14 protein-coding genes are annotated in these 22,732 nt (G+C 71.4%); 11 read left to right on the top strand and 3 right to left on the bottom strand.

Annotated elements, in window-relative coordinates; all coding sequences use genetic code 11:
- Positions 1-21 precede the first annotated feature (21 nt).
- From FYC51_RS05920 to FYC51_RS05910, 3 genes are read left to right on the top strand one after another with little or no spacing between them, the layout of a single operon-like run.
- Positions 22-2,367: an arylsulfatase gene (locus FYC51_RS05920; RefSeq protein ID WP_148732698.1), complete on the top strand. Its 2,346-nt coding sequence runs from the start codon at positions 22-24 to the stop codon at positions 2,365-2,367.
- A gap of 11 nt (positions 2,368-2,378) precedes the next feature.
- Positions 2,379-3,305 (top strand): HAD family hydrolase, encoded by a 927-nt coding sequence (locus FYC51_RS05915; protein ID WP_148732697.1) that lies wholly within the window; start codon positions 2,379-2,381, stop codon positions 3,303-3,305.
- Positions 3,306-3,308: 3 nt separating this feature from the next.
- Complete coding sequence (locus FYC51_RS05910) at positions 3,309-4,961, top strand: SulP family inorganic anion transporter (protein ID WP_148732696.1); 1,653 nt, start codon at positions 3,309-3,311, stop codon at positions 4,959-4,961.
- 90 nt (positions 4,962-5,051) lie between these two features.
- Here the strand turns inward: FYC51_RS05910 and FYC51_RS05905 are convergent, their stop codons facing one another.
- Positions 5,052-5,978 carry a formylglycine-generating enzyme family protein gene (locus FYC51_RS05905; RefSeq protein ID WP_148732695.1) on the bottom strand — a complete coding sequence of 309 codons (927 nt, stop codon included), beginning with the start codon at positions 5,976-5,978 and terminating at the stop codon, positions 5,052-5,054.
- Positions 5,979-6,231: 253 nt separating this feature from the next.
- Positions 6,232-7,575, bottom strand: coding sequence for an aspartate--tRNA(Asn) ligase (gene aspS / locus FYC51_RS05900; RefSeq protein ID WP_238476232.1), 1,344 nt, complete (start codon positions 7,573-7,575; stop codon positions 6,232-6,234).
- Positions 7,576-7,695: 120 nt separating this feature from the next.
- Here aspS and FYC51_RS05895 point away from each other — a divergent pair, with 120 nt between their 5' ends.
- The 8 genes from FYC51_RS05895 to pulA all read left to right on the top strand — a co-directional run bounded on the left by FYC51_RS05895 (position 7,696) and on the right by pulA (position 21,986).
- On the top strand, positions 7,696-8,340 hold the full coding sequence (locus tag FYC51_RS05895) for a histidine phosphatase family protein (protein WP_148732693.1): 645 nt from the start codon (positions 7,696-7,698) through the stop codon (positions 8,338-8,340).
- A complete protein-coding gene (locus FYC51_RS05890) occupies positions 8,340-8,966 on the top strand; it encodes a TlpA family protein disulfide reductase (protein WP_148732692.1) in 627 nt (208 codons plus the stop codon). The genes FYC51_RS05895 and FYC51_RS05890 overlap by 1 nt, the downstream gene beginning before the upstream one ends.
- Positions 8,967-9,029: 63 nt before the next feature.
- Positions 9,030-9,737 carry a cytochrome c biogenesis CcdA family protein gene (locus FYC51_RS05885; protein ID WP_148734153.1) on the top strand — a complete coding sequence of 236 codons (708 nt, stop codon included), beginning with the start codon at positions 9,030-9,032 and terminating at the stop codon, positions 9,735-9,737.
- Positions 9,738-9,747: 10 nt separating this feature from the next.
- Positions 9,748-11,484: a cytochrome c biogenesis protein ResB gene (resB, locus tag FYC51_RS05880; RefSeq protein WP_148734152.1), complete on the top strand. Its 1,737-nt coding sequence runs from the start codon at positions 9,748-9,750 to the stop codon at positions 11,482-11,484.
- A gap of 51 nt (positions 11,485-11,535) precedes the next feature.
- Entirely contained in the window at positions 11,536-12,528 is a 993-nt protein-coding gene (gene ccsB, locus FYC51_RS05875; RefSeq protein ID WP_148734151.1) for a c-type cytochrome biogenesis protein CcsB, read from the top strand.
- Between the two features lie 110 nt (positions 12,529-12,638).
- Positions 12,639-15,224, top strand: coding sequence for an ATP-binding protein (locus tag FYC51_RS05870; protein WP_148732691.1), 2,586 nt, complete (start codon positions 12,639-12,641; stop codon positions 15,222-15,224).
- Positions 15,225-15,351: 127 nt separating this feature from the next.
- Positions 15,352-15,582 (top strand): hypothetical protein, encoded by a 231-nt coding sequence (locus tag FYC51_RS05865; RefSeq protein ID WP_148732690.1) that lies wholly within the window; start codon positions 15,352-15,354, stop codon positions 15,580-15,582.
- Positions 15,583-15,941: 359 nt separating this feature from the next.
- A complete protein-coding gene (pulA, locus tag FYC51_RS05860; RefSeq protein ID WP_148732689.1) occupies positions 15,942-21,986 on the top strand; it encodes a pullulanase-type alpha-1,6-glucosidase in 6,045 nt (2,014 codons plus the stop codon).
- Between the two features lie 94 nt (positions 21,987-22,080).
- Here pulA and FYC51_RS05855 read toward each other — a convergent pair whose 3' ends face one another.
- The gene (locus FYC51_RS05855) at positions 22,081-22,497 is read right to left on the bottom strand and encodes a hypothetical protein (RefSeq protein WP_148732688.1); all 417 of its coding nucleotides are present in this window, start codon (positions 22,495-22,497) and stop codon (positions 22,081-22,083) included.
- Positions 22,498-22,732: the final 235 nt, after the last annotated feature.

Here is a 22,732-nt window from a genome sequence, read left to right as displayed (position 1 = left end):
CTGGGGGAAGGGGTACGCATCGTGGCGAAGGAATTCACGGGGACCATCAAGCTCGACGTCCGGGACTCGGTCGGGGACTGGGACGCGTTCCTGCCCGACGCCGCGCCGAAGGGCGCGCCGAACGTGCTGGTGGTGCTCTACGACGACACCGGGCAGGCCGCGTGGTCGCCGTACGGCGGGCGCATCCAGATGCCGACGATGGAGCGGCTCGCGAAGGACGGGCTCACCTACACGCAGTGGCACACCACGGCGCTGTGCTCGCCGACGCGGTCGACGTTCCTCACCGGACGCAACCACCACGCCAACGGCTTCGCGACCATCTCCGAGTCGTCGACCGGCTTCCCGGGCTACAACTCGCACATCCCGCCCGAGAACGTGCCCATGGCGCACCTGCTGCGCGACGCGGGCTGGGCCACGTTCTGGGTCGGCAAGAACCACAACGTGCCCATCGACGAGTGGACCGCGGGCGCCTCGAAGAAGAACTGGCCGCTCGCGCAGGGGTACGACCGCTTCTACGGCTTCGTCGGCGGCGAGACGAACAACTGGTACCCGTCGCTCGCCGAGGACAACCACTACATCGAGCAGCCGTACACGCCCGAGGAGGGCTACCACCTCTCGAAGGACCTCGCCGACCAGGCGCTGAAGATGATCCGCGACGTGAAGCAGACGGAGCCCGACAAGCCCTGGTACCTCTGGTTCTGCCCTGGCGCCAACCACGCGCCGCACCACGCCCCGCAGGAGTACATCGACAAGTACAGGGGCGCCTTCGACGACGGCTACGAGGCCTACCGGGAGTGGGTGCTCGCTCGCATGATCGAGAAGGGCATCCTGCCCGAGGGAACCGAGCTCACGCCGCTCAACCCGATGCCCGATGGCACGTTCTCGGAGTCCGACCGCGTCCGCCCGTGGGACGAGCTCGGCGACGAGGAGAAGGCCATGTTCAGCCGCATGGCGGAGGTCTACGCCGGCTTCTCCGAGTACACCGACGCGCAGGTGGGCCGCATCATCGACTACCTCGAGGAGTCGGGCCAGCTGGAGAACACGCTCGTGATCTACGCGGCCGACAACGGGGCATCCGGTGAAGGAAGCCCGAACGGCTCGGTCAACGAGGGCAAGATCTTCGGCGGCTACCCCGACTCGCTCGAGGAGAACCTGCGACAGGTGGACAAGCTCGGCAGCCCCGACACGTACAACCACTACCCGACGGGGTGGGCGGCCGCGTTCTCGACCCCGTACCGCATGTTCAAGCGGTACGTGTACCAGGGCGGCGTCTGCGACCCGCTCGTCATCTCGTGGCCGGCCGGCATGAAGGCGCGCGGCGAGATCCGCAACCAGTACCACCACTCGACCGACATCGTCGCGACGATCCTCGACGCGTGCGGCCTCTCGCTGCCCGAGAGCTACAACGGCGTGACCCAGCGTCCGCTCGACGGCGTCTCGATGCGGTACTCCTTCGACGCCGAGTCCGACGGCGCGACGCAGAAGGAGACCCAGTACTACGAGATGTTCGGCAACCGCGGCATCTGGCACCAGGGCTGGAAGGCGGTCACCGAGCACGGGCCGGTGAGCGGCCGCGGACGCTTCGACGACGACACGTGGCAGCTGTTCCACACCGACGTCGACCGCGCCGAGGCGCACGACCTCGCGGCGGAGCACCCCGACAAGGTCGAGGAGCTGAAGGCGCTGTGGCTGGACGAGGCGAAGCGCAACCTCGTGCTGCCGCTCAACGACCTCCAGATCATCGGCAACCCGGAGGACTTCGAGACCTTCCTGAAGATGGAGTTCCACGTGCCCGTGCCGCCGTCGGGCCAGTACACCTACTACCCCGGCACCTCCGAGGTGCCCGAGCGGTCGGCGGCGAACACGCACGGCGTCTCGTACAAGGTGCTCGCCGAGGTCGACCTCACGCCGCAGACCGAGGGCGTGATCTTCGCCCACGGATCGCGGTTCGGGGGCCACGGGCTGTTCATCAAGGACGGGCAGGTCGTCTACGTGTACAACTTCCTCGGCATCCCGCCGATCTACCGAATCGCCGCACCGGCGCCGACGTCGGGGGCGCACGTCATCGGCGTCGACTTCACGAAGGAGAAGACGGGGGAGTACCGCGAGGGCGTCGGGCCGCTGCGGCTGCACATCGACGACCAGCAGGTCGCCGAGACCGAGATCCGCACGGTGCTCGGGCACTTCTCGCTGTGCGGCGAGGGGCTCTGCATCGGCTACGACTCGGCCGACGCGGTCGCGGCCGACTACGCCGGCTCGAACTTCCCGTTCGCGAACGGCGAGATCCGCAAGGTCGTCTTCGACATCGCCGACGACGCCTACGTCGACCTCGAGGCGCACCTGGCCGCGGCGATGGCCAGGGACTGACGAGGCACCGGATGACCCGCACGCTCCCGTCGTGGTCCGACGGGCCGACGCGCGACGCGATCATCGCGTTCGCCGCATCGGTCTCGTCGGGCCCCGACGCCGTGCCCGAGGCGGAGCGCGTCGCCGTCTTCGACAACGACGGCACCCTCTGGACCGAGAAGCCCATGCCGACGCAGTTGCACTTCATCGTGCAGCAGTGGAAGGCGGCCGTCGACGCCGACCCGTCCCTCGCCGACCGGCAGCCCTACCGGGCCGCCGCGACGGGCGACCTCGCGTGGCTCGGCGGCGCGATCGACAAGCACTACGCGGGCGACGACTCCGACCTGCACGCGATGGTCGGTGCGATCCTCGCGTCGACGGCGGGGGAGAGCGTCGACGACTACGAGGCGCAGGTCGCGATGTTCTACCGCGACGCCCAGCACCTCACGCTGCACCGGCCCTACCGGTTCGCGATCTACCAGCCGATGATCGAGCTCCTGCGCTTCCTCGAGTCGCACGGGTTCACGTGCTACATCGTGTCGGGCGGCGACCGCGACTTCATGCGCCCCATGACGGTCGAGTACTACGGCATCCCGCCCGAGCGGGTCGTCGGGTCGGCCGTCGGGCTCACCTACGACGACGACGCGAGGGCGGTGCGCTACGGCTCGACGTTCGACTTCATGGACGACGGCCCCGAGAAGCCCATCCGCATCTGGAGCCGCATCGGGCGCCGCCCGCTCCTCGCCGCGGGCAACTCGAACGGCGACGTGCCGATGCTGCGCTACGTACAGGGGCATCCGCGCTCGCTGTCGCTGCTCATCCACCACGACGACGACGGCGGACGCGGCGACGCGCCCTACGACAAGGGGGCCGAGCAGGCGCTCGCCGCGGCATCCGACCACGGCTTCACCGTCGTGAGCGTCAAGCGCGACTGGTCGACCGTCTTCCCCGAGGCGTAGCGGATGCCGCGCGCCGAGGTCCCGGCGGTCGCTGCGCCGCGCGGCTTCCGCCTGTTCCCGACGCTCGCGGGCTACCGCCTGGGCTGGCTCGGCCCCGACGTGCTCGCAGGGCTCTCGGCGGGCGCGGTGGTCATCCCGCAGGCGATGGCGTACGCGACCATCGCGAACCTGCCCGTGCAGCTCGGCCTCTACACGTGCATGGTGCCGATGCTCGTGTACGCGATGCTCGGCGGCTCGCGCGCGATGAGCGTCTCGACCACGTCGACGATCGCCACCCTCAGCGGCACGACGCTCGTGTCGGCCGGGGTCGCCGCCGGGTCCGACGACCCGGTGCCCGACCTCATGGCGCTCACCCTGCTCGTGGGCCTGATCCTGCTCGTGGCGCGCGTCGCGCGGCTCGGGTCGCTCGTCGAGAACATCTCGAAGGCTACGCTCGTCGGCATCCAGGTGGGGGTCGGCGCCACCGTCGCCGTCGGGCAGCTGCCGAAGCTGCTCGGCGAGACCGACGACCTCAGCACGCATGGGTTCATCCGCTCGGTCGTCGCCGTGTTCGAGGCGATCCCCGGCGCGAACCCCGCTACGATCGCGCTGTCGGCCGGGTCGATCGCGGTGCTGCTCCTGCTGAAGCGATTCCTACCGAGGGTGCCGGGCCCGCTCGTGGTCGTCGCGGGCGGCATCCTGCTCGTGGCGTTCGCGGGGCTCGGCGACGCCGACGTTGCGCTCATCGACCCCGTGCCGCAGGGGTTCCCCGCTCCCGAGCTGCCGTCGTTCGCGAACCTCGGCGCGCTGCTGCCCGGGGCGATCGCGATCGCGATCATGGCGTTCCTCGAGTCCGCGGCGGTGGCGCGCGGCATCCGCAAGCCCGGCGAACCGCAGGTCGACAGCAACCAGGAGCTGCTCGCGACCGGTGCCGCGAACACGCTCGGGTCGTTCTTCCAGGTGCTGCCCGCGGCGGGCGGCTTCTCGCAGAGCGCCGTGAACCAGGGCGCCGGCGCGCGCACGCAGCTCGCCTCGATCGTCACGGTCGTGCTGGCGGTGCTCGTCGCGCTGTTCCTCGCGCCGGTGCTGAGCCTGCTGCCGCAGGCGACGCTCGCGGCCCTCGTGTTCGTCGCCGTGATCGCGCTCATCGACGTCGGGTCACTCGTGCGATTCTGGCGCATCAGCCGCAACGACTTCTGGATCGCGGTCGTCACGGCAGCGGTGGGCCTCACGGCCGGGCTGCTGCTCGCCGTCGCCGTCGGCATCGTCGCGACGCTCGGCGTCGTGCTGCGCGAGCTGAACCGACTCCGCATCGAGGTGGACGAACCCGTCGACGGCGTGCTGCCGATCCGGCTGCTCGGTCCGCTCTACACCGCGAATGCACTCGCCTACGAGAACGCGGTGCTCGACGCGGTGCGGTCGCGCGGCGACGGCGGCGGGCACGCGGTCGCGCTCGAGCTCACGCACATGGGCGTCACGTCGATCACGGTGCTCGACACGCTCGCAGACCTCGATCGCGAGCTCGCCGGGCACGGGGTCGAGCTGCGGCTCGCGGCGGTCCCCGAGTCGGGCGCGGCGGTGGCACGCCGGGGGAGCTGGTTCCACGGGCTGGAGACGGCCGGGCGGGTGTACCCGACCCTCGCCGACGCGGTCGCGGGTACACCGGTCGTCGAGTAGCGCCCGGCGGAGCCGGACGCGTATCGAGACGCGGCGAGAGATCTCGATACGGGTCGCGCTGCGCGCGGCCCTACTCGATCACCGGACGCGTCAGGCGACGCTGCGCGCGCAGCGGAAGCCGATGTGCGTCGTCGCGGTGTCGTCGGCCTGCGGCGATCGGGCCGCGGGACGGTAGCGCAGGCAGTACTCGGGCGAGCACAGGTGCGAGCCGCCCTTGAGCACCCGGCGGGGGATGCGCGACCCCGGCTCGGCGGAGGTCGCGGCGAGCAGGTTCTCGCGCGCGCCGGCGTCGACCGGCTCCTGGCCGGGCACCTCGTGCCGCGTCGTGTAGTAGTCGGTCGTCCACTCCCACACGTTGCCGGTCACGTCGAAGAGGCCGTAGCCGTTCGCCGGGAACGTCATGACGGGCGACGTGCCGGCCCAGCCTGCGGCGCCCGTGTTGCGGTAGGGGAAGGAGCCTTGCCAGCGGTTCACCATGAGCTTCCCGTCGGGGAACTCCTCGTCCCCCCACGCGAACCGGGCTCCGTCGAGGCCTCCGCGGGCCGCGTACTCGAACTCGGCCTCGGTGGGCAGGCGCCGGCCGGCCCAGGCGGCGTAGGCCGAGGCATCCTCGAAGCTGACCTGCACCACCGGGTGGGCGGGTCGCTCCTCGAGGGCGTCGACGCCGTCGGGCCCGAGCGGATGCCGCCAGCTCGCGCCTTCGCCCCAGCGCCACCACTGCCGCCAGTCGCGCAAGTCGACCGGGCCCGGCGTCGGCGTGAACACGAGCGCGCCGGGCACGAGCCCGGCCGGGTCGTATCCGGGGAAGTCCGCCGGATCGAGCGGGCGCTCGGCCACGGTCACGTAGCCGGTCGCCTCGACGAACGCGGCGAACTGCTCGTTCGTCACGGGGTGCAGGTCGAGCTCGAACGGGTCGACGGTGCGCTCGTGCACGGGCGTCTCGTCGGGGTAGAACTCCGCGGAGCCCATGCGGAACGTGCCGCCCTCGATGCGGACCGTCGGGGTGAGGTCGACCATCCCTCGAGCCTACGACGTGCGGGTGGCCGCGGGTCCGGTGATCGAGGAGGGCGGCGCGCTGGAACCCGCCGGTGATCGAGTAGGGCAGCGCACAGCGCGACCCGTATCGAGATCCCTCGCCGCGTCTCGATACGCGTCCGGCTCCGCCGGGCGCTACTCGACGACCGGGGGTGGGTCCGGCTGCGCCGGGCGCTACTCGACGACCGGGGGTGGGTCCGGCTGCGCCGGGCGCTACTCGACGACCGGTGGAGGACTAGGGGAGCAGGCGGGTCGGGCCGCGGAAGAGGTAGGTGGTCTCGCGGATCGAGCCCTCGCCGAGCATGAGCATCAGCACGCGGGCGAGGCCCATGCCGAAGCCGCCGTGCGGGGGCACGCCGTACTTGAAGAACTCGAGGTAGGTGCCGAGCTCCTCGGGGTCGAGGCCCATCGACTCGGCCTGCGCGACCAGCACCTCGACGCGGTGCTCGCGCTGAGCGCCCGTGGAGATCTCGGTGCCGTTGTAGATGAGGTCGTACGACTTGGTCAGCGACGGGTCGTCCTCGTGGCGCATGTGGTAGAACGGCCGGATCGTCGACGCGTAGTCGGTGAGGAACACGAAGTCGTGCCCGTACGTCTCCTTGACGTACTGGGAGATGCGACGCTCTCCCTCGGGGTCCATGTCGGCGTCCGCACGCGGAACCACGTAGCCGTGGTCGGCCACGATCTGCTTCGCCTCGGCGAGCGGGATGCGCGGGAACGGCGTCGTCGGCACCGTGAGCTCGATGCCGAACAGCTCGGCGACCTCGGCGCCGTGCTTCTCGACGACCGCGGTGAAGCCCGCGACCATGAGCTCCTCGTGGAGGCGCATGACGTCCTCGTGGGTGTCGATCCAGCTGACCTCGGTGTCGATCGACGTGAACTCGGTCGCGTGGCGCGACGTGAACGACGGGTCGGCGCGGAACGCGGGGCCGACCTCGAAGATCTTGCCGAAGCCCGCGGACTGCGCCATCTGCTTGAAGTGCTGCGGGCTCTGCGCGAGGTAGGCGGTCGTGTCGAAGTACTCGAGCTGGAAGAGCTCGGCGCGAGACTCGGACGGCGAGGCCATGAGCTTCGGCGTCTGGACCTCGACGAACTCGTGCTCGACCCAGTACGTGCGCAGCGCGTGTAGGAACGTGGTCTGGATGCGGAAGATGAGGTTCTGCTTCGGGTGGCGCAGGTCGAGGAAGCGCCAGTCCATGCGCTTGTCGAGGCCCGAGTCCGCCGCGATGGGGATCTCGAGGGCCGCCGTGACGACCTCGAGGTCGCCGATCTTCACCTCGAGCCCGCCGAGCTTCACGCGCTCGTCGTGCTTGAGCTCGCCCATGACGCGCACGAACGTGCCGTGGGAGAGGCCGGAGATGGACTCGGTGAGGGCGAGCGCCTCGGCCGCGCCGACGCTGACGCCCTCGGGGTCGAGCTCGCGCACCGCCGGGTTCACGAGCTGCACCGCGCCGGTCTCGTCGCGCAGGATGACGAACTGCACCTTCTTCTGGTCGCGCACGGTGTCGACCCATCCGGCGACGGAGACGGGGCCGTCGGGAAGCGCGGCGAGGTTCTTGATGAGGGTGCGGGAAGTCACGGGCACCCATCCTACCGTCGAGCGCATCCACGGGTTGAGGAGCAGCCGCTCCGCGGCACCTCCACCAGCGGGTCCGACCCTCGGCGGATTCAAAGGGAACCGCTCTCTAGACTGGAGACCGTGCCGGCCGAGCAGATCCATCTCGTGCGCCATGGCGAGGTGTTCAACCCCCAGGGCGTGCTCTACGGCCGACTCCCGGGCTACGGCCTCTCCAGCCTCGGCCACGAGATGGCGCAGTTCGCCGCCGACGACCTGCTCTCCCGATCCCGCCCGGTGACGACCCTCGTCTCGTCGCCGCTCCAGCGCACGCAGCAGTCCGCGGAGCCCATCGCACGGGTGTTCGGACTCGAGACCGAGCTCGACGACCGGGTCATCGAGCCCGAGAACCGATTCGAGGGCAAGCGCATGAGCGGGCGGGACGGCGCGTTGCGCGATGTGCGCAACTGGGTGTTCCTCGTCAATCCGTGGGAGCCGAGCTGGGGAGAGCCGTTCGGCTCGATCGCCCGTCGCATGCTGCACGCCATGGACGACGCCTGGAGCGCGACCGATGGCGGTGACGCGGTGATCGTCAGTCACCAACTGCCGATCTGGATGGTGCACCGCAGCGTCGCGGGCAAGCCGCTCGCGCACGACCCGCGCCGCCGGCGCTGTGCGCTGTCGAGCATCACGACGTACGAGCGCCGCGGCGAGCGGTTCGTCGAGGTGGGGTACCGCGATCCGGCCGCCGGGCTGTCGGCCACCGCGACCGATGTGGGGGCGGTGTGATGAAGCGCTCCGCGATCGTCGCGCTCGTCGCGGCATCCGCCCTGCTGCTCGCGGGCTGCGCGAGCGACCCGCTCGCCGACCAGTACCGCGAGGGCAGCGGCAAGAACTACATCGCGGGCGACGGCACGATCTCGGAGTTCGACGCGTCGCAGCGCGGCGAGCCCATCGAGTTCTCGGGCGAGACCGTCGAGGGCGGCACGTTCGACTCCGCCGACACGCTCGGCGGCGTCACGGTCGTGAACTTCTGGTACGCGGGCTGCGCCCCGTGCCGGGTCGAGGCGCCGATCCTCGAGGAGGTCTCGCAGTCGTTCGGCGTCGGCGAGCAGGCCCAGGGTGAGGCGGCCGTCGAGAACCCGGGCGTCGCGTTCGTGGGCGTCAACGTGCGCGACCAGGCCGGCACCGCGGCATCCTTCGAGCAGACCTACGGCGTCAGCTACCCGTCGATCCTCGACGTGAACGAGGGCACCGCGCAGCTCGCCTTCGCGGGTGACGTGCCGCCGGCGGCGGTGCCGACGACGATCGTGCTCGACCGCCAGGGCCGCGTCGCGGCTCGCGTGCTCGGCCAGCTCACGGACGCGTCGATCCTCGAGTCGATCATCGACGACCTCCTCGCCGAGCAGGCCTAGGAGGGCGACGGGAGCGTGGGAGGCGTCGGCGACATCGTGCTGAACGGGCAGCTGCTCGCGGCCATGCCGATCGCGCTCGCCGCCGGCGTCGTCTCGTTCCTGTCGCCGTGCGTGCTGCCGCTCGTGCCGGGCTACCTCGGCTACCTCGGCGGGTTCACGGATGCCTCGGCCGAGCCCTCGGAGGAACGGCGCCACCGTCGGCGACTCGTGCTCGGCGTGCTGCTGTTCATCGCCGGGTTCACGCTCGTGTTCGTCACCTTCAACCTGCTCGCGGGCGTCGCCGGCGCGTGGTTCAACGCGTACGGCGAGACCATCACGCGCGTGCTCGGCGTCGTGCTCATCCTCATGGGACTCGTGTTCATCGGCCAGTTCACGTTCCTGCAGCGCACGTTCAAGCCGTCCTGGCGCCCGGCGACCGGGCTCGCGGGCGCCCCGCTCCTCGGAGTCGTGTTCGGCCTCGGCTGGACGCCCTGCATCGGCCCGACCCTCGCCGTCGTGCTCACGCTCAGCGCCGACTCGGCGTCGGCCGGCCGCGCGGTGCTGCTGGGCCTCGCCTACTGCCTGGGCCTCGGCATCCCGTTCCTGCTCGTCGCGCTGGGCTTCGGCTGGGTCACCGGCTCGCTCGCGTTCCTGCGCCGGCACATCCGCACGATCAACATCATCGGCGGCTCGCTGCTCATCGCGATCGGCCTGCTCATGGTGTCGGGCCTCTGGAGCATCTGGATGTACGAACTGCAGGCGGTGATCACCGGCTTTGTCCCCGCGATCTGATCCCGACGCGCTGTCGCGTCCCGACGACCACATCGACGCCCCCGTGCGCGATGACGGGTCGACGGATGCCGCGACTCCTCGACCGGCTCCGGGCGACGCGGTCGCGCAGCCGAAGCTGGGGCTCGTCGGCTGGCTGCGCTTCGCCTGGCGGCAGCTCACGAGCATGCGCACGGCGCTGCTCCTGCTGCTCCTGCTCGCGATCGCCGCGGTGCCCGGATCGCTCGTGCCGCAGCGCTCGAGCGACCCCAACGGCGTCACCCAGTACTTCGCCGACAACCCCGGCCTCGCGCCGGTGCTCGACGGGTTCCAGCTGTTCGACGTCTACACGTCGGCGTGGTTCTCGGCGGTCTACCTGCTGCTGTTCGTGTCGCTCATCGGCTGCGTCATCCCGCGCACGAAGCACCATTTCGACGCGCTCCGGGCGCGGCCGCCGCGCACGCCCGTGCGACTGCAGCGGCTCGCGGGGTACACCGAGAGATCTCTGACCGGTTTCGAGACGGCGCAGGGCGCCTCCTCGACCACCGATGCAGCGGATGCCGCGATCGCCGCCGCGGCGACGCAGCTCAAGCAGGCGGGCTACCGGGTCGAGCGTTACGAGCTGCGCGGCGAGGCATCCGTCTCGGCCGAACGCGGCTACCTGCGCGAGACCGGCAACCTCGTGTTCCACACGGCGCTGCTCGGCGTGCTCGTGGCCGTGGGCATCGGCGGCGGGTTCGGGTTCTCGGGCCAGCGCGTCGTGGTCGAGGGCCAGTCGTTCGTGAACACGCTCGCCGCCTACGACTCGTTCAACCCGGGGCGGTTCTTCGACGACACGCGCCTCGACCCGTACCGCCTGTCGCTCGAGGAGCTCGACGCCGTCTACGAGACGCAGAACCAGGAGGCGATCGGGCAGCCGATCGACTTCACCGCGCGCGTGACCGTGCAGGCGCAGGGCGGCGAGCCGGCGGAGGGCGTCGTCAAGGTCAACGAGCCGCTGCGCGTGCACGGCACCGACGTGTACCTGCTCGGCAACGGCTACGCGCCCACGATCACGGTGCGCGACCCCGACGGGAACGTGGTGTTCACCGACTCGGTGCCGTTCCTGCCGCAGGACGCGAACCTCACCTCGATCGGCGTCGTGAAGGTGCCCGACGGCCTCGCGGACCAGCTCGGCATGGTCGGGTTCCTCTACCCGACGCAGACGACGCTCCCGTCGGGCGCCTACACGTCGAGCTACCCCGACCTCGTCTACCCCGTGCTGACGCTCAACGTGTACCAGGGCGACCTCGGCATCGACGGCGGGACCCCCACGTCGGTCTACACGCTCGACCCGTCGACCATGGAGCAGCTCACCGGCGGCAGCACCGGCGTCGACTCGCTCGAGCTGATGCCCGGCGACACCGTCGACCTGCCGAACGGGCTCGGCTCCATCACGTTCGAGAACGCAGATCCGGATGCCGCGGACGACGACTTCTCGCACAGCGTCTCGCGCTTCGCCAGCTTCGACATCCACAACGACCCCTCGCAGGGCTGGGTGCTCGTCTTCGCCGTGCTCATCGTCGGCGGACTGCTGCTCTCGCTGTTCGTGCCGCGCCGGCGCATGTGGGTGAAGGCCGCCCGCCGGCCCGACGGCACGTTCGTGCTCGAGTACGCAGGCCTGGCCCGCGGCGAGGACCCCGGCCTCGAGGACGCCGTGGCGGCGTTCGCCGACAAGCACGCGGGGAAGGCCGACGAATCGCCCGATGACCCCGCGAATCCCCCGACGTAAGGTAGTCACGTGACGCTCGACGAGATCTCCATCATCCTCGTGTACTCGGCGATGGCCGTGTACGCGCTCGCGTTCATCGCGTACGCGATCGACCTCGCGCGTCGCTCGGCCGTGGCCGCCAAGGCGGCCGACGATGCCAAGGCGACCTCCGTCGAGGCCGCGTCGGTCGAGGCATCCGGAACCACGGCTGCCGACGCGGCCGGCGGCGGCACGATCGTGGCCGCACCGCCGAAGCGCGCGGCATCCCGATGGGCTCAGGACGGCGCCGTCGCCTACGGCCGCTCGCCGTCGCTGCGGGTCGGCGTCGCCCTCACGGTCGTCGCGTGGGCGCTGCACCTCGCGGCCGACATCACGCGCGGCCTCGCCGCCGGGCGCGTGCCGTGGGCCAACATGTACGAGTTCGCGCTCACGGGCACGCTCATCATCACGAGCGTCTACCTGCTCGTGCTCGTCGTCTCGAAGCACGACCTGCGCTTCCTCGGCACGTTCGTGACGGGCCTCGTGCTCGTGCTCCTCGGCATCGCGACCGTGAACTTCTACGTCAGCGTCGTGCCGCTGCCGCCCGCGCTGCAGTCCGCGTGGCTCGTGATCCACGTGTTCGTCGCGACCTCGTCGGTGGGCTTCCTCGCGCTCGGATTCGCGCTCTCGGTCGTGCAGCTCATGCAGGCGCGGCGCGAGTCGATCGCGGCATCCGGCACGGCTGCGAAGCAGTCGTTCCTCGCGACGCTGCCCGATTCGGCGACGCTCGAGAACCTCGCCTACCGGGTCATCATCATCGGGTTCATCCTCTGGACGTTCACGCTCATGGCCGGCGCGATCTGGGCCGAGGCGGCCTGGGGCCGGTACTGGGGCTGGGACACCAAGGAGGTGTGGACCTTCATCATCTGGGTGGTCTACGCCGGGTACATCCACGCCCGGGCGACGCGCGGCTGGCGCGGCTCGCGGTCGGCGTGGCTCGCGATCATCGGATTCTCGACGGTGCTGTTCAACTTCACCATCGTCAACCTGTTCTTCAAGGGCCTGCACGCGTACTCGGGGCTCTGATCCCCGCGGCCGCCGCGCAGTGACCGCCGCACCGCGAGGTCGCCGCGCCGCTTCCCGGGTTCCGGGCGCGCTCGGTTGCGTGGCGGGTGGCGCGCGGGCATGCTCGCACTATGCGCAGGGACCTGCTCGAGCGCGAGCCCGAGCTCGCCGAGCTCCGTGATGCCGCCGGTGAGGCGGTGAGCGGTCGCGGTCGCGTCGTGCTGCTGCACGGCGAGGCCGGCATCGGCAAGACGAGCCTCGTCGAGGCGCTGCGTGCGGATCCCCCCGCGGGCACGCGCGTGCTCGTCGGCTCGTGCGATGCGATGTCGACGCCGCGCACCCTCGGTCCGCTGCGCGACCTCGCCCTCGACGTCGGACCGCGGCTCCGCGACGCCCTGCGCGGCGGCGACCGCGAGGACGTCTACGCGGCGCTGCAGGACGAGCTGGCGGATGCCCCGGGGACGATCCTCGTCGTCGAGGACGTGCACTGGGCCGACGAGGCGACGCTCGACGTGCTCCGCTTCCTCGCGCGCCGGATCGACGCCCTGCCCGCGGCCCTCGTGCTCACCTACCGGAACGAGCTCGACCGCAACCACCCCCTGAACCGCCTGCTCGGCGACCTCGGTCCCCGCGAGCGCGTGGAGCGCCTCGCGCTGCAGCGACTGTCGCCCGCGGCGGTCGGCGCCCTCACCGCCGGCAGCGGCCTCGACGCCCGACGCGTGTTCGCGATGACCGAGGGCAACCCGTACTTCGTGAGCGAGCTCGTCGCGTCGGCCGACGAGGTGAGCGTGCCGCCCACCGTGGTCGATGCCGTCACGGGACGCCTCCGGCGGCTCGACGCTGCCACGCAGGAGCATGTCGAGCAGCTGGCGGTCGTGCCGTCCGCGGTCGACGCCGACCTGCTCGCGCGACTGGTGCCCGGCTCGGCGGGCGCCCTGCGCGCGGCCGAGGAGGGCGGGCTGCTGGCGGTCAGCCCCGACGGGGTGCGGTTCCGACACGAGCTCACGCGGCGGGCGGTCGTCGACTCGCTGCCCGCGTCGCGGCGGATCGAGCTCGAACAGCGCGCGCTCGAGGCGCTCGTCGCCTCGGGCGTGGCCGACCCCGCCCGGCTCGTGCACCACGCGCTCGCCGCCGGCGACGTCGGCGCCATCGTGGAATGGGCGCCGCGCGCCGCACGCGATGCCGCTGCATCAGGAGCGCACCGGCAGGCGGCCGCGCACTACCGCGTGGCGCTCGAACACGCCGGACGCTACGACGCGGCCACGCTCGCGGATCTGACCGAGCAGTACGCGATCGAGGCGTATACCGTGGGTGCCGCGCACTCGGCGATGCTCGCCCAGACGGATGCGGTCGCGCAGCGTCGTGCGCTCGGCGACGCGCGGCGGCTCGGGGCGAGCCTGCGCTGGCTGTCGCGATTCCAGTGGTTCGACGGGCTCCGTGCACCGGCCGAGGCGTCGGCGCAGGAGGCATCCGCCGTGCTCGTCGACGCCGGCGACGAGGGCCTCTACGCGATGGCGCTGAGCAACGAGTCGCAGCTCGCCCTGCTCGCCCACGACACGCGGCGCGCGATCGAGCTCGCCAGCCGCGCGATCGCGATCGCCCGCGAGACGGGCGACGCCGGGGTGCTCTCGCACGCCCTGAACAACCACGGCACGGCGCTCATGTTCCTCGCCGACGACGCCGGCATGGCCGAGCTCCTCGAGGCCGCCGACGTCGCGCTCGCCGTCGACGACATCGAGGATGCCGCGCGCGCCTCGGTCAACCTCGTCTGGGGGCTGCTCGACCAGTACCGGCTCGACCTCGCCGAGGTGCACCTCGAGCGGGCCATCGAGATCACCGAGCGGGCGGAATTCATCGGCTTCGTGAGCTACCAGCAGATGGAGCAGGCGCGGCTGCACCTGGCGCGCGCGCGATGGGACGACGCCCTCGCCGTCATCGACCCGCTGCCCGGGCCGCCGCACGCCCGCTGCGTGGCGCTGACCGTGCAGGGCACCGTGCGGCTGCGCCGCGGAGACGAGGGCGCCGACGAGGTGCTCGACGAGGCGCGGCGACTCGCGGAGCACCTCGGCGAGCTGCAGCGACGCGGCCCGGTCGCCGTGGCCCGTGCTGAGGCGGCCCTGCTCCGCGGCGACGCGGCCGCTGCGCGGGCCATCGCGCGCCCCGAGTACGAGGAGGCCGCGAGCCGGGACGCGGCGTCGCTGCGGGCCGAGCTCGGGGACGTCCTGCGCCGGGCCGGCGACGCCGACATCGAGGTGCCCGAGCACGAGGGGTTCCCGGCCGCCGTGCAGGCGCGCGGCGACTGGCGCCGCGCCGCCGAGCTCTGGCGGGAGGCGGGTGCGCCCTACCACGAGGCGGCGGCGCTCGCCGAGAGCCCCGACGAGGCGGACCTGCTCGACGCGCTCGCCATCCTCGACCGCATCGGGGCCGTGCCGCTCGCCCGCCGCGTGCGCGCCGACCTCCGCGAGCGGGGCGTGCGCAGCATCCCGCGCGGTCCGTCGAACCTCACCCGGCAGAACCCCGAGGGGCTCACCGACCGCCAGGTGGGGGTGCTGCGGCTGCTCGCCGAGGGCCTCACCAATGCGGAGATCGCCGAGCGACTCGTCGTGTCGGTGCGCACGGTCGACAGCCACGTCGCCGCGGTGCTCGCGAAGCTCGGGGTGCAGTCACGCCAGGACGCGGTGCGCGCCGCGCGCGAGCTCGGCCTGCTCACGGCGTGAGCTCCCGGGATCTCGGTAGCCCGCATCGGCGATCTCGGTAGCCGTCGCCGATGAGGCGACACCCCGGTCGGCGCTGTACTGGGTGCACGGCTCGCAACCGGCGGGCTCCGAACCATCGAGGATCGTCATGAACACCGCACTCACCATCAGCTCCTCCGCCCCGGCGACCGAGGTCGGCGCGGTCCACGGCCTCGCCCGGATGGCGCGGGCGATCCGCGCTGGTGTGCTCGCCATGTTCGCCGCGTCGCGTCAGCCGCTCAGCCGTGAGGAGCTCGCAGAGCTCCATGAGCGCCGCCGCGAGGGGGAGCGCCTGCGCGACGAGATGCGCCGCTCCGTCTACCTGGGCCACACGTTCTGACGTTCACGCTCGGACGCCGACCACGAGAGGACGCAACATGCCCGGCGCGCGAACGCGCCCACGGCGTGTTGCGTCCTCTCGTCGCCGCCGTTCGGGATGAACGGCGGGGCGGGGGCGGGGGCGGCTCGGCGGTCGGCGCTCGGCGGGCGGGCGGACGGCGGGCGGGCGGACGGCGGGATGGCCCCGATGGCGAGCAAACAGTGCGTGAGAACGCTTGCACTGCGGATGCCGCCACGACGCGGCATCCGCAGTGCTGTGCGTCACATCTATTGCAAGCGCTTGCATTAACGCGAGCTCCGCTGCTAGCGTCACCCCCAGCCGGGTGGCACGTCGACGTGCCCTGAGAACTGGAGTCGAGGATGACGCGGAGCGCGAAGCAGCGCAGGTGGTTGGCGGCGATCGTGACGGGAGCGCTCGCGGCATCCGCTGCGGTGGTGCTGCCCGTGCTTCCCGCGCAGGCGGAGGACCGGTCGTTCGCGCTGGTCGGGAGCCTGCAGTCCGAGCTCGGCTGCTCGGCCGACTGGCAGCCCGACTGCGCCGCCACCGACCTCGCGCCGACGGCCACCCCCGGCGTCTACGCCGCGGACTTCACCATCCCGGCCGGCACCTGGGAGTACAAGGTCGCCGTGAACGACAGCTGGGCCGAGTCCTACGGACTGAACGGCGGCGACGGCAACATCCCGCTGACCGTCGAGGGCGACACGCCCGTGCGCGTCGTGTTCGACGACACCTTGAAGCGCGTCGGCCTCGAGGCGACGGGCCTGCGCGGCGCGTACGACGAGGCATCCGACGCCGCACTCGTGGCCGACCCGGTGCGCCAGCCCGGCAGCGACGAGGTGTTCTACTTCGTCATGACCGACCGCTTCGCGAACGGCGACGCGACGAACGACCAGGGCGGCCTCACCGGCGACGCCCTCACGACCGGCTTCGACCCGACGCACAAGGGCTTCTACCAGGGCGGCGACCTCGCCGGCCTGCGCTCGCAGCTCGACTACATCGACGGCCTCGGCACCACGGCGATCTGGCTCACCCCGAGCTTCGAGAACCGCCCGGTGCAGGGCGAGGGCGCGAACGCGAGCGCCGGGTACCACGGCTACTGGGTCACCGACTTCACGCAGATCGACCCGCACCTCGGCACGAACGACGAGCTGAAGACGCTCATCGACGACGCCCACGCCCGCGGCATCGACGTCTACTTCGACATCATCACGAACCACACGGCCGACGTCATCGACTACCAGGAGCAGCAGTACTCGTACATCGACACGAAGACCGCGCCCTACACGGATGCGAGCGGCAACGTCATCGACGTCGCCGAGTACGCCGACGGCTCGAAGCCGTTCCCGGCGCTCGACGCGGCGACGAGCTTCCCGTACACGCCGACGGTCGCGCCCGAGGACGCCGACCTCAAGGTGCCGGCGTGGCTCAACGACCCGACGCTGTACCACAACCGCGGCGACTCGACGTGGGAGGGCGAGTCGGTCACGTACGGCGACTTCGTCGGCCTCGACGACCTCATGACCGAGCACCCCACCGTCGTGAACGGCTTCGTCGACGTGTACGAGGACTGGATCGACCTCGGCATCGACGGCTTCCGCATCGACACGGCCAAGCACGTGAACTTCGAGTTCTGGGAGCAGTGGGCCACCGACGTGCTCGACTACGCGCACGCGCAGGGCAAGCAGGACTTCTTCATGTTCGGCGAGGTCTACGACGCCGACCCGCAGAAGCTCTCGCCCTACGTGCGCAAGACCGACATGAACTCGGTGCTGGACTTCACGTTCCAGTCGCAGGCCGTGAGCTTCGCGGCGGGCAACTCGGCGAAGAACCTGCAGTCCCTGTTCGCGGGCGACGACTACTACACCACGCCCGACTCGTCGGCGACGGCGCTGCCGACCTTCCTCGGCAACCACGACATGGGTCGCGTCGGCTACTTCCTGCAGTCGACGGATGCCCCGCTGCAGCGGGACGAGCTCGCCCACGAGCTGCTCTTCCTCACGCGCGGGCAGCCCGTGGTCTACTACGGCGACGAGCAGGGCTTCGCGGGCATCGGCGGCGACCAGAGCGCGCGCCAGACCCTCTTCCCGACCCAGGTCGTTGAGTACCAGGGCCAGTCGCTCGTGACCGGCGAGACCTTCGGCACGGGTGCGCACACCGGCACCGACGTGCCGCTCTACGGCCACATCAGCGAGCTGTCTGCGCTGCGCCAGGCGCACCCGGCCCTCGCGACCGGCGCGCAGGTCGAGCGCTACGTCGACAACGGCGCGGGCGTCTACGCGTTCTCGCGCATCGACCGCACCGAGAAGGTCGAGTACCTCGTCGCGGCCAACAACTCGAACGCCGCGAAGACCGTCGACGTCCCGACGCTCACGAAGGGCGGCGTCTTCGCGCCGCTCCACGGCACCGACGGCCCGGGCGTGACGGCGAACGCCGACGGCGTGGCATCCGTGACCGTGCCGGCGCTCGGCACCGTGGTGCTGAAGGCCGACCGCACGGTGAGCGCGCCCGACGCGGCATCCGCCATCTCGGTCGCGACCCCCGCAGCGGGCGCCGGCGTCACCGGCATCACGCCGGTCGTCGCCGACGTCGACGACGCCACCTGGGCCGAGACGAGCTTCTCGTGGCGCGTCGCGGGCAGCGACGCGTGGCACGCGCTCGGCACCGCAGAGGACACCACGCCGCGCGTCTTCCACGACACGGCGGGCCTCGCGGACGGCACGCTCGTCGAGTACCGCGCCGTGTCGACGGATGCCGCAGGCCACCGCTCGGCCGCCTCGACCTACGCGTCGGTGGGCAACGCCGTGAACCTCGTCGAGGAGGAGGAGCCCGAGCAGCCGATCGACCTCGTCACGGTGCCCGGCAACCACAACTCCGAGATGAACTGCGCGGGCGACTGGACCCCCGGCTGCGAGGCGGCGAAGCTCACGAAGCGCGCCGACGGCATCTGGGAGGGCACGTTCACCCTGCCCGCCGGCACCTACGAGTACAAGGTGGCGATCAACGGCAGCTGGGACGTCAACTACGGCGCGAACGGCGAGCCGAACGGGCCGAACATCACCTACACGACCGACGGAACGAAGCCGGTGACGTTCTTCTGGAACCCCGTGACCAAGGTCGTCTCGTCCACGGCCGAGGGTCCCGTCGTGACGCTGCCGGGCAGCTTCCAGTCCGAGGTCGGATGCCCCGGCGACTGGCAGCCCGAGTGCCTCGCGACGCTCATGCAGGACGGCGACAAGGACGGCGTGTACACGTGGTCCAGCTCGGCGATCCCGGGCGGCAACTACGAGGTGAAGGTCGCCCACGACCGCAGCTGGGCCGAGAACTACGGCGTCGGCGGCGCTCGCGACGGTGGGAACTACTCGTTCACCGCGACCGACGGCAAGCTCGTCGAGTTCCGCTACACGGTCGCGACGCACGTGCTCGAGATCGTCGTGACGGATCCGCCGCTCGCGGGCACGGGTCAGTCGCGCGCGCACTGGGTGAGCGAGGACACGCTCGCCTGGCCGGCCGACCTGCTCGGCGGGGCATCCGCCGACTCGGCGACCTGGGCGCTCGAGCACGCGGCGGACGCCGGACTCGCGGCAGCCGAGGGCGCCGTGACCGGCGGCGGCGAGCCGATCGAGCTCCAGCGGGACCCGGCGGGCCTCACCGACGAGCAGCTGGCGAAGTTCCCGGCGCTCGAGGGCTTCATCGCCCTGCACCCGGTCGGGCTCGACCGCGCCGAGGTGCAGCAGCTCCTCACCGAGCAGCTTGCGGTGTCGCAGGTGACGACAGCGGCCACTGGACCTGGCGCGCTGTCCGCGTTCACCGGCGTGCAGCTGCCGGGCGTGCTCGACGACCTCTACGCCGACGCCGTGGCATCCGTGCCGCTCGGTGCGACGGTGAGCGGCCAGGACGCGACCCTGCGCCTCTGGGCGCCCACCGCGCAGTCGGCCTCGCTCGAGGTCTGGCCCGCCGGCGGCACGGGCGACCCCACGGTCGTTCCCGCCGAGTGGAACGCCGCCGACGGCACGTGGAGCGTCGACGGACGCACGGTCGGCGAGGAGTACCGCTGGTCGGTCGAGGTGTTCGCCCCGACCACGGGCGCGATCGAGGTCAACTCGGTCACCGACCCGTACTCCGTGGCGCTCACCACGAACTCGGCACGCACGGTCGTCGTGAACCTCGACGACGACTCGCTCGCGCCCGAGCAGTGGGCGAAGACGCCCGCGCCGAAGGTGGAGCGACCCGTCGACCGGGCGATCTACGAGCTGCACGTGCGCGACTTCTCGATCACCGACGAGTCGGTGCCCGAGGCGGAGCGAGGCACGTACGCGGCCTTCACGCGCGACTCGGCCGGCACGGCGCAGCTGCGCCAGCTCGCCGACGCGGGCATCAACACCGTGCACCTGCTGCCGACGTTCGACATCGCCACGATCGAGGAGCGCCGCGACCAGCAGGCGACGCCCGCGTGCGACCTCGCGTCGTACGGTCCGGCGTCGACCGAGCAGCAGGCGTGCATCGACGTGATCCGCGACCTCGACGGCTTCAACTGGGGCTACGACCCGTTCCACTACCAGGCGCCCGAGGGCTCCTACGCGGTGGATCCGAACGGCGGCGCCCGGGTGGCGGAGTTCCGCGGCATGGTCGGCGCGCTGCACGGCATGGGCCTGCAGGTCGTGCTCGACGAGGTGTACAACCACACCGCTGAGGCAGGTCAGGGTCGGAAGTCGGTGCTCGACCGGATCGTGCCCGGCTACTACCAGCGGCTCAACGGCGCCGGCAACGTCGAGACCTCGACCTGCTGCCAGAACATCGCCACCGAGCACGAGGTCGCCGAGAAGCTCATGGTCGACTCCGTGGTGCTGTGGGCCAGGGAGTACAAGGTCGACGGCTTCCGCTTCGACCTGATGGGCCACCACTCTCGCGACAACATGCTCGCGATCCGCGCGGCGCTCGACGAGCTCACGCTCGCGGAGGACGGCGTGGACGGCTCGGCGGTGTACCTCTACGGCGAGGGCTGGAACTTCGGCGAGGTCGCGGACAACGCGCTGTTCGAGCAGGCCACGCAGGGCCAGCTCGGCGGCACGGGCATCGGCACGTTCAACGACCGTCTCCGCGACGGCGTGCACGGCGGCAGCCCCGTCGACGCGGGTTCGAAGTTCGACCAGGGCTTCGGGACCGGTCTCGCGGGCGACCCGAACGGGCACCCCGTTCGCGACGGCACCCGCACGCTGGGCCAGCAGACCGACCTCGTGAAGCTCGGACTCGCGGGCAACCTGCGCGCGTTCGAGTTCACCGGCTCCGACGGCACGGTGAAGCGCGGCGACGGGTTCGACTACAACGGCTCGCCTGCGGGCTACGCCGACCAGCCCGACGAGGTGATCAACTACGTCGACGCGCACGACAACGAGACGCTCTTCGACCTCGGGATCCTCAAGCTCCCGACGGACACGTCGATGGCCGACCGCGTGCGCATGAACACGCTGTCGCTCGCGACCGTGACGTTCGCGCAGACGCCCTCGTTCTGGCACGCCGGCACCGAGCTGCTCCGCTCGAAGTCGCTCGACCGCAACAGCTACAACTCGGGCGACTGGTTCAACCGCATCGACTGGACCGGTCAGGAGTCGACGTTCGGGTCGGGCCTTCCGAACAAGGCGGACAACGGCGACCACTGGAACGACATGGCGCCGCTGCTCGCCGACCCCGCGCTGAAGCCGACCGCGGCCGACATGGCGGCGGCCGAGGCATCCGCCCTCGACCTGCTGCGCGTGCGCGGCGACGTCGACCTGCTGCAACTGGGCTCGGCCGAGCTCATCGACCAGAAGGTGACGTTCCCGAACAGCGGGGCGGATGCCACGCCGGGCCTCATCGTGATGCAGATCGACGACCTCGTGGGCGACGACGTCGACCCCGAGCTCGACGGCGCCCTGGTGGTGTTCAACGCCTCGCCCGAGGCGATCACCGAACAGGTCGACGGCCTCGCCGGACGCGAGTTCGCGCTCGCCGACGCGCTCGCGAACGGCTCCGACCCGGTCGTGAAGTCGACGGCGTGGAGCACCGCGTCGGGCACGCTCACGCTGCCGGCCCGTACCGCTGCCGTGCTCGTCGACGAGCAGGAGCCGCCGGCCGTGGGCACCTCGGTGCTCGCGGTGCCCAGCAAGGTGCTCGCGAAGGCGGGCTCGGCGATCAAGGTCGCCGGCCAGGTCACGGCGGCCGACGGGACGACGCCGGTCGGGACGGTCACGATCTCCGACGGCGGCACGGCGATCGCGACGACCCAGGTCGCGGTGGACGCCCGCGGGCGGTTCGAGGTGAAGCTGCCGAGGCTCGGCGCCGGGGCGCACCTGCTGACCGTCGAGTTCGACGGCGGCGAGGGCTACGCCGACTCGGACTCGGTGCCCATGATGGTGGTGCTCTGGTAGCCCGGCTGCGAGCAGCCGCGGCATGAGAGAGGTCCGGGCGGAGCGGGTGTGCGCCGCTCCGCCCGGACCCATCCGTCGATCTGCTGGGCGTCGATCAGAACGGGGCCGGGATCCCGCAGCTCTCGAAGGCGAAGCCGATGTCCGCGCCGTGGGCGGCGAAGATCTCGTCGATGCCCTTGCCGTCGCCGGCCTTCTCGGGGTGCGGGTTGTTCCCGGCGATGACGCCGTCCTGGCCGTTCACGCCCTTCACGTGGATCGTGAACGACGACGGCGCACCAGTCGACGCGTAGGCCTCGAGGAAGCAGGACGCGTCCTCCTCGGACATGCCCTCCGTGATTTCCTCGACGTGCACCGTGAACCACGCCTGCGAGTTCGAGGCGCCGGCGTTGCCCTGGTCGGAGCGGTTGGGGTTGAAGCACTCGTGCGCGTAGGCGGCGGCGCCGGTGGCGAGCACGCCCGCGGCGGCGAGCGCGACGCCCGCGCCGATGTTGGTCAGGGTTCGCTTGAACATCTGGTCTCCTCTGTGTCGGGTGATCACGTCGTGAACGCCGCGTGCGGCGCGCACATCCCTCCACGGTCGCGTCATCGTCGACGCGAGACATCCGTGCCACCCCTGACTAGCCGAGTCCCGTCTCGTCCGTGAGTGCCCAATCCGGGGGGTTGACGCCGGCCCACGTCGTCGCCGCGCAGTCGCGATCCGGCCGGTGTTAGCCTCGGACCAGGCCGGGCGACGCCGTCGCGATCGC

Source organism: Agromyces mariniharenae, from assembly GCF_008122505.1.
GTDB lineage: Bacteria > Actinomycetota > Actinomycetes > Actinomycetales > Microbacteriaceae > Agromyces > Agromyces mariniharenae.
The sequence above is the reverse complement of the archived record's forward strand: the minus strand, read 5'-3'. Positions and strand labels throughout refer to the sequence as shown.

Bases quoted from the DNA above. Each gene is read 5' to 3' on its own strand.
- FYC51_RS05915 (WP_148732697.1), top strand. From the start codon at position 2,379: ATGACCCGCACGCTCCCGTCGTGGTCCGACGGGCCGACGCGCGACGCG.
- FYC51_RS05910 (WP_148732696.1), top strand. From the start codon at position 3,309: ATGCCGCGCGCCGAGGTCCCGGCGGTCGCTGCGCCGCGCGGCTTCCGC.
- FYC51_RS05905 (WP_148732695.1), bottom strand. From the start codon at position 5,978: ATGGTCGACCTCACCCCGACGGTCCGCATCGAGGGCGGCACGTTCCGC.
- FYC51_RS05890 (WP_148732692.1), top strand. From the start codon at position 8,340: ATGAAGCGCTCCGCGATCGTCGCGCTCGTCGCGGCATCCGCCCTGCTG.
- FYC51_RS05885 (WP_148734153.1), top strand. From the start codon at position 9,030: ATGCCGATCGCGCTCGCCGCCGGCGTCGTCTCGTTCCTGTCGCCGTGC.
- ccsB (WP_148734151.1), top strand. From the start codon at position 11,536: ATGGCCGTGTACGCGCTCGCGTTCATCGCGTACGCGATCGACCTCGCG.
- FYC51_RS05870 (WP_148732691.1), top strand. From the start codon at position 12,639: ATGCGCAGGGACCTGCTCGAGCGCGAGCCCGAGCTCGCCGAGCTCCGT.
- FYC51_RS05865 (WP_148732690.1), top strand. From the start codon at position 15,352: ATGAACACCGCACTCACCATCAGCTCCTCCGCCCCGGCGACCGAGGTC.
- pulA (WP_148732689.1), top strand. From the start codon at position 15,942: ATGACGCGGAGCGCGAAGCAGCGCAGGTGGTTGGCGGCGATCGTGACG.
- FYC51_RS05855 (WP_148732688.1), bottom strand. From the start codon at position 22,497: ATGTTCAAGCGAACCCTGACCAACATCGGCGCGGGCGTCGCGCTCGCC.